This window comes from Pseudomonas sp. 22072 (assembly GCF_052046095.1).
GTDB lineage: Bacteria > Pseudomonadota > Gammaproteobacteria > Pseudomonadales > Pseudomonadaceae > Aquipseudomonas > Aquipseudomonas paracarnis.
Genome location: NZ_JBQEQE010000001.1, coordinates 447,039 through 458,132, shown reverse-complemented (window position 1 = coordinate 458,132; position 11,094 = coordinate 447,039). Strand labels below are relative to the sequence as shown.

Annotated in this window: 9 protein-coding genes; 3 read left to right on the top strand and 6 right to left on the bottom strand. The window is 61.1% G+C overall.

The annotated features are described in order from the left end of the window. Positions 1–209 precede the first annotated feature (209 nt). On the bottom strand, positions 210–2,489 hold the full coding sequence (gene ptsP / locus ACTJLA_RS02105; RefSeq protein ID WP_003195193.1) for a phosphoenolpyruvate--protein phosphotransferase: 2,280 nt from the start codon (positions 2,487–2,489) through the stop codon (positions 210–212). Positions 2,490–2,511: 22 nt separating this feature from the next. Beyond that, on the bottom strand, positions 2,512–2,991 hold the full coding sequence (locus ACTJLA_RS02100) for an RNA pyrophosphohydrolase (RefSeq protein WP_003176750.1): 480 nt from the start codon (positions 2,989–2,991) through the stop codon (positions 2,512–2,514). Between the two features lie 143 nt (positions 2,992–3,134). Here ACTJLA_RS02100 and ACTJLA_RS02095 point away from each other — a divergent pair, with 143 nt between their 5' ends. After that, a complete protein-coding gene (locus tag ACTJLA_RS02095; RefSeq protein WP_054895972.1) occupies positions 3,135–3,791 on the top strand; it encodes an HAD family hydrolase in 657 nt (218 codons plus the stop codon). A gap of 141 nt (positions 3,792–3,932) precedes the next feature. On the opposite strand, the gene ACTJLA_RS02090 is transcribed toward ACTJLA_RS02095, so the two are convergent. Continuing rightward, positions 3,933–4,346 carry a DUF2269 family protein gene (locus ACTJLA_RS02090; RefSeq protein ID WP_314548759.1) on the bottom strand — a complete coding sequence of 138 codons (414 nt, stop codon included), beginning with the start codon at positions 4,344–4,346 and terminating at the stop codon, positions 3,933–3,935. A gap of 40 nt (positions 4,347–4,386) precedes the next feature. Continuing rightward, positions 4,387–5,901, bottom strand: a complete 1,515-nt coding sequence (ilvA, locus tag ACTJLA_RS02085) for a threonine ammonia-lyase, biosynthetic (protein WP_020301835.1) — start codon at positions 5,899–5,901, stop codon at positions 4,387–4,389. 138 nt (positions 5,902–6,039) lie between these two features. Between ilvA and rpiA the strand changes: the two genes are divergently transcribed. After that, positions 6,040–6,711 (top strand): ribose-5-phosphate isomerase RpiA, encoded by a 672-nt coding sequence (gene rpiA / locus ACTJLA_RS02080; protein ID WP_003195201.1) that lies wholly within the window; start codon positions 6,040–6,042, stop codon positions 6,709–6,711. A 333-nt stretch (positions 6,712–7,044) separates the two neighbouring features. Next, positions 7,045–8,991, top strand: a complete 1,947-nt coding sequence (locus ACTJLA_RS02075) for an autotransporter domain-containing protein (RefSeq protein ID WP_314548750.1) — start codon at positions 7,045–7,047, stop codon at positions 8,989–8,991. Here ACTJLA_RS02075 and ACTJLA_RS02070 read toward each other — a convergent pair whose 3' ends face one another. Next, a complete protein-coding gene (locus tag ACTJLA_RS02070) occupies positions 8,992–9,900 on the bottom strand; it encodes an SdiA-regulated domain-containing protein (RefSeq protein ID WP_038451901.1) in 909 nt (302 codons plus the stop codon). Between the two features lie 121 nt (positions 9,901–10,021). Then, positions 10,022–10,945, bottom strand: coding sequence for an SdiA-regulated domain-containing protein (locus tag ACTJLA_RS02065; protein WP_034128982.1), 924 nt, complete (start codon positions 10,943–10,945; stop codon positions 10,022–10,024). Positions 10,946–11,094 lie beyond the last annotated feature (149 nt).

Sequence of the window (11,094 nt, the reverse complement as noted above, 5' to 3'; positions counted from 1 at the left end):
GGGTTGTCGATGGTCATCAACTCGGCGAGCAAATCCTTGGCCCTGCTCAATTCCACCTGGCGCAGCATCCACTTCACTTTGATCGTTCCCACGCTCTGCGTGGGAACGCCTCTTGTGACGCTCTGCGTCACGCTCTAAAAGCCGACGCGGAGCGTCCCAGGGCTGCATTCCCACGCAGAGCGCGGGAACGGTCTGCTAGAAGCTCGCTCCTACAGGGTTTTGGCCGAGGCCGGGTTGATCATCCGGGTCAACCCCAGGTTTTTCAGCGCCAATTGCAGCGAGCTGTGGATAACCTGCGGGTTGTCGATGGTCATCAACTCGGCGAGCAAATCCTTGGCCCTGCTCAATTCCACCTGGCGCAGCATCCACTTCACTTTCGGCAAGTTGGTGGCGTTCATCGACAGGCTGTCAAAGCCCATCGCCATCAACAGCACCGCCGCCGCCGGGTCACCGGCCATTTCGCCGCAGATACTCACCGGCTTGCCTTCGGCATGGGCGTCGCGCACCACGTGTTGCAGCGCTTGCAGCACCGCCGGGTGCAGGTAGTCGTAGAGGTCGGCCACCCGTGGGTTGTTACGGTCCACGGCCAGCAGGTACTGGGTCAGGTCGTTGGAGCCTACCGACAGGAAGTCCACCTGCCGCGCCAGTTCCTTGGCCTGGTACACCGCCGCCGGGATTTCGATCATCACGCCAATCGGCGGCATCGGCACATCGGCGCCTTCGTCGCGCACTTCGCCCCAGGCGCGGTGGATCAGGTGCAGGGCTTCTTCCAGTTCATGGGTGCCGGAGATCATCGGCAGCAGGATACGCAGGTTGTTCAAGCCCTCGCTGGCCTTGAGCATGGCGCGGGTCTGGACGAGGAAGATTTCGGGATGGTCGAGGGTAACGCGGATGCCACGCCAGCCAAGGAAGGGGTTGTCTTCCTTGATCGGGAAATAGGACAGTGACTTGTCGCCGCCAATATCCAGGCTGCGCATCGTCACCGGTAACGGGTGGAAGGCTTGCAATTGCTCGCGATAAATCGCCAGCTGCTCCTTCTCGCTCGGGAAACGCTGGTTGATCATGAACGGCACTTCGGTGCGGTACAGACCCACCCCTTCGGCGCCGCGTTGTTGCGCACGAGCTACATCCGCCAGCAGGCCGGTGTTGACCAGCAGCGGTACGCGGTGGCCGTCGGGGGTGACACACGGCAGCTCGCGCAGCGAATCCAGGCCCTGGGCCAGTTGCTTCTCTTCTTCCACCACCTCGGCGTATTGCTTGCGCAGCACGTCGCTGGGGTTGGTGAACACCTCGCCGCGATGCCCGTCGACGATCATGTCGATGCCATCGACCTTGGAGTACGGCAGGTCCACCAGGCCCATCACCGTCGGGATACCCATGGCCCGGGCCAGGATCGCCACGTGGGAGTTACCCGAACCCAATACCGAGACCAGGCCTACCAGCTTGCCTTCAGGCACTTCGCCAAGCTGGGTGGCGGTCAATTCTTCACTGACCAGGATGGTGTTATCGGGGAAGACCATGTTGGTGCTGCGGTCTTCCTGCAGGTACGCCAACAGACGGCGCCCCAGGTCGCGCACATCCGATGCCCGCTCGCGCAGGTAGGCGTCGTCCATCATTTCGAAACGGTTGACGTGATCGGTGACCACCTGGCGCAACGCGCCCTGGGCCCACTGGCCGGTCTTGATCACGGTCTTGACTTCGTTACCCAGGGACGCGTCGTCGAGCATCATCTGGTACACGTCGAACAGCGCACGCTCTTCGGGACGCAACTGGGTGGCCAGCTTGGTCGACAGGTTGCGCATGTCGGCGCGCACGCCTTCGAGGGCGGTCTTGAACAGTTTGATCTCGGCGTCGATGTCACTGACGCTCTTGTCCGGCACCACATCGAGGTCGGCTGGCGGCAGCATGACCACCGCGGTACCCACCGCGGCGCCTGGCGAACCCGGTACGCCGACGAACTTGGCTTCCTGGATACCCTTGCCCTGGCGCCCCAGGCCGCGAATCGAGCCGGTCGCTTCGGCGTGGGCGATAACCCCGGCCAGTTGCGCGCTCATGGTCACCAGGAAGGCTTCTTCGCCTTCGTCGAACTGGCGACGCTCTTTTTGCTGGATGACCAACACGCCGACAACACGGCGGTGGTGAATGATCGGTGCGCCAAGGAACGAGGCGTAGCGCTCTTCACCGGTTTCGGCAAAGTAGCGATAACGCGGGTGATCGGCCGCGTTCTCGAGGTTCAGGGGTTCTTCACGCGTCCCCACCAGGCCCACCAGACCTTCATTGGGCGCCATGCTGACCTTGCCGATGGAGCGCTTGTTCAAGCCCTCCGTGGCCATCAGCACAAAACGGTTGGTCTCGGGGTCCAGCAGGTAAACCGAGCAGACCTGGCTGCCCATGGCTTCCTTGACGCGCAACACAATAATCCCCAACGCCGCCTTGAGATCCTTGGCGGAGTTAACTTCCTGGACGATCTTGCGCAGCGTATTGAGCATGGCTCGGGGTCGAACTCCGTCGTCAGTCGCGCGCTAAAAGGCGCGGGGCAAGCTCTTTGAGAGCGCGACGATAAACCTCGCGCTTGAATGTCACCACCTGGCCCAACGGATACCAATAGCTGACCCAGCGCCAGCCATCGAACTCCGGTTTACCGGTCAAATCCATCCGCACCCGCTGCTCGTTGGAGATCAGGCGCAAAAGAAACCATTTCTGCTTCTGGCCGATGCACAGCGGTTGGCTGTGGGTACGCACCAGGCGTTGCGGCAAACGATAGCGCAACCAGCCACGAGTACAGGCCAGAATTTGCACATCTTCGCGCTCAAGGCCGACTTCTTCGTTCAACTCACGGTACAAGGCGTCTTCAGGGGTTTCGTCGGGGTTGATTCCACCTTGAGGAAACTGCCAGGCATCTTGGTTGATTCGGCGAGCCCATAGCACCTGTCCGGCATCATTCGTCAGAATAATGCCGACATTAGGACGGAAACCATCGGGGTCGATCACGGCAACAACCTCGCAAACGCATGTCGCCGCATTGTTCCACAAAGGTTGTTCCAGCGGCAACGAGGCTTCTTACCTTATGTGCACTCTTGTGAAAAGACCGTATTCTGGACGCCTTTTTACAGACTTTTCAGCGAGTAACTGCAATGCGCCTGGCTTTATTCGACTTGGACAATACCCTTCTGGGCGGTGACAGCGATCACGCCTGGGGCGATTACCTGTGTGAACGCGGGATTCTCGACGCGGTAGCCTACAAGGCCCGCAACGACGAGTTCTACCAGGACTACCTGGCCGGCCGGCTGGATAACGCCGCCTACTTGAACTTCTGCCTGGAAATCCTCGGCCGCACCGAGATGGCCCAGCTGGACGCGTGGCACAACGACTACATGCGCGACTGCATCGAGCCCATCATGCTTCCCAAGGCCGTTGAACTGCTGGCCAAGCACCGCGCCGCCGGTGACAAGCTGGTGATCATCACCGCCACCAACCGCTTCGTCACCGCGCCAATTGCCGCCCGCCTGGGCGTCGAGACTCTGATCGCCACCGAGTGCGAAATGGTGGATGGCCGTTATACCGGGCGCAGCACCGATGTGCCGTGCTTTCGCGAGGGCAAGGTGACGCGTTTGAACCGCTGGTTGGAAGAAACCGGGCATAGCCTGGAAGACAGCTACTTCTACAGCGATTCGATGAATGATTTGCCGTTGCTGGAGCAGGTGACGCACCCGGTGGCAGTGGATCCGGATCCGAATCTTCGTGCTGAGGCCCAGAAACGGGGTTGGCCGGTGATTACGCTGCGCAGCTGACAACGCTATCGCAGGCAAGCCAGCTCCCACATTTTGACCCTGTTCTCATGTTGGAATCCGGTCAAGTGTGGGAGCTGGCTTGCCTGCGATGAAGCCAACGCGGTGGCGGCGTTACCACGCAGAGCGTGGGAACGATCACCCTTATACCGGCTTGGCGCCCATGAGCCCTGCAATCGCCACAAACCCCACCAGGCTGACCACCGCCAGCACCAGGGTGAAATTCAGGCTCCCGCCCTCGCCCTTGCGCAGCCGATTGAGCCGCGCCACCAGCCAGAACCAGGCCAGCGCCGCCACGGTGTAGAGGATGCTGGAGCCCAAAATCCAGGTTTGCCCCAGCGGCCAGCCGAGCAGGTGCACCAGCCACCAGCCGGTGAACGGCATGCTCACCAGGCAAATCCCCATCAGCAGCCATACAAATGCCCAGGGGCGCTGCATGGTCGCGGCCGGGCCGGCGCTGCGTTTACGCCACGCCAATACCGCCAGGCCCAGGCCGCTGAGCAGCAGCAATACGGTGGCGGTGATGTGGATCACCTTGAGGGTGGTCAGCGTTTCCATGGTCTCTATTCCTTATAGGCCGCTCAGTCAGCGTAGTCGCTCAACCGAGGAACAGCTGGTAAGCCGGGTTTTCGCTTTCATCCCAGTACGGGTAACCGATTTGCGCCAAGGCCGCGGGAACCAGGTGACGCTCGTCCGCCGGTACCTGCAAGCCCGCCACCACTCGGCCGTCAGCCGCGCCGTGGTTGCGGTAGTGGAACATCGAGATATTCCAGCGCCCGCCGAGTTTGTTGAGGAAGTTGAACAACGCCCCCGGCCGCTCCGGGAATTCGAAGCGAAACACCAACTCGTCGCTGACTTTGGCCGCATGCCCACCGACCATATGGCGGATGTGCAACTTGGCCAGTTCGTTCTCGGTAAGGTCCAGCACCGGGAAACCCTGGCTGGTCAAACTGGCCACCAAGGCGCTGCGCGGGTCGTTTTCCGGGTGGGTCTGCACACCGACGAAAATGTGCGCTTCGCTGCCGGAGTGGTAGCGGTAATTGAATTCGGTGATCTGGCGCTTGCCCACCGCTTCGCAGAAGGCCTTGAAGCTGCCCGGCCGCTCGGGGATGGTCACCGCGATAATGGCTTCACGGCCTTCACCCAGTTCGGCGCGCTCGGCCACATGGCGCAAACGGTCGAAGTTGACGTTGGCGCCCGAGTCGATGGCGACAAAGGTCTGGCCGCTGACACCGCGGGTCTCGACGTATTTTTTGATCCCGGCCACGCCCAGCGCGCCGGCCGGCTCGGTGATGGAGCGAGTGTCGTCGTAGATGTCCTTGATCGCCGCACAGATTTCATCGGTGCTGACGGTGATCACTTCATCCACATAGTCCTTGCAGATGTCGAAGGTGTGCTGGCCGATCTGCGCCACTGCCACGCCGTCGGCAAAGAGGCCGACGGTCGGCAATACCACGCGCTCGCCCGCCGCCATGGCGGCTTGCAGGCAGTTGGAGTCGTCCGGTTCCACGCCGATGATCTTGATCTCCGGGCGCAGGTATTTCACATACGCCGCAATCCCGGCGATCAGACCGCCGCCGCCCACCGGTACGAAAATCGCGTCCAGCGGCCCTGGGTGCTGGCGCAGGATTTCCATCGCCACGGTGCCCTGCCCGGCAATGGTGTGCGGATCATCGTAGGGGTGGATGTACACGTAGCCTTTTTCGTCGACCAGCTTGAGCGAGTAGGCCAGGGCTTCCGGGAAGGAATCACCGTGCAGCACCACTTTGCCGCCACGGGAGCGCACGCCTTCGACCTTGATCTCCGGGGTGGTCTTGGGCATCACGATGGTGGCCTTGACCCCCAGCACCTTGGCCGCCAGGGCCAGGCCCTGGGCATGGTTGCCGGCCGACGCGGTGACGACGCCGCGCGCACGTTCTTCGGCACTGAGCTGGGTCAGCTTGTTGTAGGCGCCGCGAATCTTGAACGAGAACACCGGCTGCAAGTCTTCGCGCTTGAGCCAAATCTTGTTACCCAGCCGCTCGGAGAGCTGGCGGGCAGTCTGCAAGGGGGTTTCCACGGCGATGTCGTAAACACGCGAGGTGAGGATTTTTTTGACGTAGTGTTCAAGCATCGGCAGGCATCTACTTCACGGGTTGGGCAGGGCCAAGGAGTCTAACCCAGCGTTTGGCCGGGCGACCACACGAATCCCGAGGTTTTGTTGGGTTATACTCGCCGCCCTCGTTAATTCCCCGCCCGTTCCGGAGCCCGCATGACCCAGGATCAACTCAAACAGGCAGTGGCCCAGGCCGCTGTCGATTTAATCCTTCCTAAGCTCGACGACAAGAGCATCGTCGGTGTCGGCACCGGTTCCACCGCCAACTGCTTCATCGACGCACTGGCCCAGCACAAGGGCGCGTTCGACGGCGCCGTGGCCAGTTCCGAAGCCACCGCTGCCCGCCTCAAGGGCCATGGCATTCCGGTGTACGAGCTCAACACCGTGAGCGACCTGGAGTTCTACGTCGACGGCGCCGATGAAAGCGACGAGCACCTGAACCTGATCAAAGGCGGCGGCGCGGCCCTGACCCGCGAGAAGATTGTCGCGGCCGTGGCCAAGACCTTCATTTGCATCGCCGACGCGAGCAAGCTGGTACCCGTGCTGGGCACGTTCCCACTGCCGGTGGAAGTCATCCCAATGGCCCGCAGCCACGTGGCCCGCGAGCTAGTAAAACTGGGCGGCGACCCGGTGTACCGCGAAGGTGTGTTGACCGACAACGGCAACATCATCCTCGACGTGTTCAATATGCAGATCACCAACCCGGTGGAGCTTGAGACGCAGATCAACGCCATTGTGGGCGTGGTCACCAACGGCCTGTTCGCGGCGCGCCCGGCGGATGTATTGCTGCTGGGCACCCCGGAAGGCGTGAAAACCCTCAAGGCCTGACCCTGTGGGAGCCGGGCTTGCCCGCGATGCAGACGACTCGGTGTATCAATGGATACCGAGGCGATGCCATCGCAGGCAAGCCAGCTCCCACATGTGTTAGCGCTCGACTCTAGAGCGATGTAACAAAAACGCTACTTTTCGCAGCACTCCTCGCCAAAACCGTGCGCTCTGTCACGGCATCCTCTGCCACGCCTGGTATCCAATCCGTTACAAATTACAGCCACGCGACCCACGCGTTTAACAATGCGCCAATTCGCAGCCGCCCATGGAATGAGGCGCGCATTGTGCAAAGGGTCTGGGCTTGCACATTCCCATCACCTCAAGGAAGACCTTGTGATAAAGCCTCTAGCCCTCGCCATCAGCGTTGCCGGTGCCCTGCTGTCCACGCATACCCAGGCCTACGATTACGGCCAGCACGCCAACACCACCCTGGAAAAACTGATCAACGACTACCCTGGCCGATATCGAGGCACGGCAAATTTTGCCGGGGCAGCCGACTGGATGCAGAGCCAGATGGGCACGGCCTATAGCTTCAGCCGCCAGGACTTCACCTGGAACAACGGCAGCCGGGCTTCGCAAAACGTGGTGGCCTCTGCCGCTGGTACCAAGGCCCAGTACGTGGTGATTGGCGCGCACTTCGACACTTACTTCGGCCGCCCGACCCTGCAAGGCCTGGATGACAACGGTTCCGGCGCCAGCGTGTTGACCGAGGTGGCGAAGAACCTCGGCGGCCTGTCACTGGAAAATGGCCTGCAAATCGTTGGCTTCGGCGCCGAAGAAGAAGGCCTGCGCGGCTCCCGTGCCTTTGTCGACTCACTCAGCGCCAGCCAGCGCGCCAACATGCTCGCGATGATCAACCTCGACAGCCTGATCACCGGCGACATGATGTACGCCCACGCCGGCCAGAACAGCACCGCCAACCCGGCCTTGGCCTCCTTGCGCGAGCACACCTTCCAGATCGCCAGGGAATTGAACATCCCCTTGTTCAGCAACCCCGGCCTCGACCCGCAGTACCCAAAGGGCACCGGCTGCTGCAGCGATGGTGAAGCGTTCGAACCGCTGAATATCCCGATCCTTTATATAGAGGCCACCAACTGGGAACTGGGCGACCTGGACGGCTACACCCAGACCGACAACCCGAAAATCCCCGGCGGCTCGACTTGGCACGACCCGAACGAAGACAACAAAGCCGTGCTGACCGATGCGTTCGGCCAGGCGCGCATCGACCAGCGCCTGCGTGACTATTCACGCCTGCTCAGCCGCCTGGTGCTGGAACTGACCAACGCCGACCTGATGGCCTCGACCGCTTCTGGCGGCGCCGTTGCGCGCAATATGCAAGACAACCTGCAGCGCCAGCATCAGGCGCTGGTGCGCCTGCATGATCGCCGCTGGCTGACCCTGCAAGCGGCCAGCCGCGAGGTCGCAAGCTTTGATGGCGAGATCGGTGTGGATGGCGAATACAACCCGGACAGCGGCTTCGACACGGCCCCCAACCCCGAAGCCCGGCGCGTGGGCCTGCATGCCCTCGGTGACTACCAACTGACTTCAAGCCTGAATATCGGCGCCAGCCTCAGCTACCTCAATGGGCGCGACAAATTGGAACATCGCGGCAAGCTCGACAGCGACACCTGGCAGGCAGCCGTCTATGCGCTGCTCAACGATGGCGGGCCACGCTGGCTGGCCGGTGACCTGAGCGTGGGCCACACGCGCTTCGACTCCAAGCGCAACCTGGTCATCCAGGCCAATGGCGGGCCGATCCTGCTCAACCAGCAACTGACAGGCGACACCGATGCCTTGGCATTGGGCGCACGGGTGCTGGGTGGCTATGACTTTGAGTTTGGCGCGATCAAGAGCGGGCCGTTCGCCGGCCTGGACTACAGCCATTACCGCATCGACAAGTTCCATGAAAAGCAGAACCTGCGCACGGCCCTGGAGTACGAAGAGCAGTCTTTCGACTCCCTGGAAGCCAGCCTCGGCTGGCGCGTGCGCGGTGCTGTTGCCCTGCCCTATGGCCTGAACCTGATGCCCTACGGCGACATCGCCTGGGTCAAGGAATTGGCCGACGGCCGCCTGGACGACCTGCAACTCACCGCACGCGCCGATGGCCAGGCCCGCACCGCCAGGCTGGGCTCAGTGGATAAAAGCTTCGCTCGCGCACAACTCGGCAGCCAACTGGCGATCACCCCACAGTTGGGCGTGTTTGCCGAGGTCAATGGCCGCCTAGGGCATGCTGAAGGCAGCCAGACCGGTTATTCGCTGGGCGTGCAATGGATGTTCTGATCAGGGTTTCTTGAACACGTAAAACAGGTTGGGCTCGCTGACCATGTACAGCGTGCCGTCGTCATCCATGGCGATCCCTTCGGCCTGGGGCACGCGCTTGCTCAGCCCATGGCGCCCTTTAAGCAACGACAGACTGCTTAGAGGGCGACCATCAATATCCAGCTCCAAGACCAGGAACGACTCATCCGACAGCGCCAACAGATGGCCACTGCGCTCGTCGTATTGCAGGCTCGACAGGTCGCGCACAAACAGCCCGGCATCGCGCTTGGGGTTGTTGATCACATGTACCGAATAGGTTTTTTCCGGCTTGAAATGGGGAAACCCGTGCACCTCATAGATCAGCATGGGGTCGCGTTCCTTGGCCACGAACAAGCGCTTGCCCACCGAGTCGTAGGCCAACCCTTCAAAGCCCTTGTTGCCGCCAACGTGCACGCCCAGGGTCATTTGCTCCGCATCGGCGGCGTCGAGGAACTTGGTGTCATCGTCCACATGCACTTTGATCAAGCGCTGCTGGCGCTCATCGCTGATGACGTAAATGTTGTCGCTGATAAATTCCACCGCTTCGGCATCGCCAAAGCCCACCAACGGAATGCGCCGCAGGATCTTGCCCTCCAGCGACAACTCGACCAGTTCGGCGTTTTTATTGGTGACGGTAAACAGGCTTTTGCGCACGGGGTCGTAGGTCAGGGCCGAGACATCGTCGTCGAGCCCTTCGATCACCTGGCCTTCGAGGGTGACACGGTAGTCCGCCAGGCCAATGGCGCGCTCATCCGCAGGCTGGTACCACACCTGCCAGTTGAACCAGGCGCGTTCGAACAGACGGAACTGCTGTGCCACCAGCCCGGCAGCGACCAAGGCGAGCAACAGCAGGATAAAAACAGCAGGTTTGGGGCGGGCAAGTCGACGCATCGGGGCGGGCTCAGAGAAAAAACTGGCGAATAGATATCAAGGTCACCTGAATTTAAACTTAAACGCACCGGACTGCCTGGCGAATGCCGTTTATAAAGAAAACTCTGACGTAATTCGTCAGTTATTTCTGCTTTTCAAAGCGATAGAACAGGTTTGGCTCACTGACCATGTACAGATTGCCGCTCTCGTCCATGGTCACGCCTTCGGCACGTGGGATCGTGTCTTTCAGGCCATTGAAGCCGCCAAGCAAGGTCATGAAGCTGACTTGCTCGCCCGTTTCATCCAGTTCCAGCAGCAGGTGGGAATCGGCCGACAGCACCAGCAAATGCCCGGTACGTGGGTCGATGGACAGGGCCGACAGGTTGCGCACATCCAGTTCGGTGCTGGCCAGTTTTTGCTTGTCGCCGGTCAGCGTATTGCCATCGCTTTTCCAGGTAAACAAGGCCGGCGGACGCTCTTCGCCCAGCACCAGCTGCTGGTTGCGCTTGTCCCATGTGACGGCTTCAAAGGCTTTGTTCTGATCTTTGGACGGGCCCAGGTCATGGCTGGGGAAATCGGCCTTGTTCAGCGCCGTAGTGCCGGCGTCGACCTTGACCACGGTCAGGCTGTGATCGCGTTCATCGACCACCGCCATCAAGCCGTTTTCCATCACCGCCACGCCTTCCGGATTGTTCCAACCGTTGAGCGGCATTTTGCGCAACACATCGCCTTGCAGGCTCAACTCGACCAGGAAGGGGTTCTTGCCCATCACCGAAAACAGGGTTTTGGTCTGAGGATTGTAGGACAGGTCCGAAGCCTCATCCTTCTCCATACCGGGCAGCAACTTGGCGTCGATCACCGCGTGATAGTCGGGCAGCCACACACTCTCCCGGCGCTCAGCCGAACTCTCGAAACGCTCCAGCACCCACAGCAGACCGCGATCGTCCCAGTGCATGGCCCAGGCCACGCCATACAAAATGGCACCGGCCAAGAACACCCAGGAATACCAGCGCATGGACAAGCGGGAGCGGAGCGAGGTTTTCGAAGTGGGCAGAGGCACGACCATTGAGCGCTTTTCCGGAAAGTCAGCTTTAGGGGATAGCACAGGATTCAAGGACCCGCGCGCAAGAGCAGGGAATTATCCGGATGGCGTGTGAAAAAAATGCAAAACGCCGGATCCTGCAGATGTACACAAACAACTGTGGGAGCGGGCTT

What these genes read in the sequence shown, in the direction of transcription:
- ACTJLA_RS02095 (WP_054895972.1), top strand. Translation starts at nt 3,135, where the DNA reads ATGCGCCTGGCTTTATTCGACTTGGACAATACCCTTCTGGGCGGTGAC.
- ACTJLA_RS02065 (WP_034128982.1), bottom strand. Translation starts at nt 10,945, where the DNA reads ATGGTCGTGCCTCTGCCCACTTCGAAAACCTCGCTCCGCTCCCGCTTG.
- ACTJLA_RS02070 (WP_038451901.1), bottom strand. Translation starts at nt 9,900, where the DNA reads ATGCGTCGACTTGCCCGCCCCAAACCTGCTGTTTTTATCCTGCTGTTG.
- rpiA (WP_003195201.1), top strand. Translation starts at nt 6,040, where the DNA reads ATGACCCAGGATCAACTCAAACAGGCAGTGGCCCAGGCCGCTGTCGAT.
- ptsP (WP_003195193.1), bottom strand. Translation starts at nt 2,489, where the DNA reads ATGCTCAATACGCTGCGCAAGATCGTCCAGGAAGTTAACTCCGCCAAG.
- ACTJLA_RS02090 (WP_314548759.1), bottom strand. Translation starts at nt 4,346, where the DNA reads ATGGAAACGCTGACCACCCTCAAGGTGATCCACATCACCGCCACCGTA.
- ilvA (WP_020301835.1), bottom strand. Translation starts at nt 5,901, where the DNA reads ATGCTTGAACACTACGTCAAAAAAATCCTCACCTCGCGTGTTTACGAC.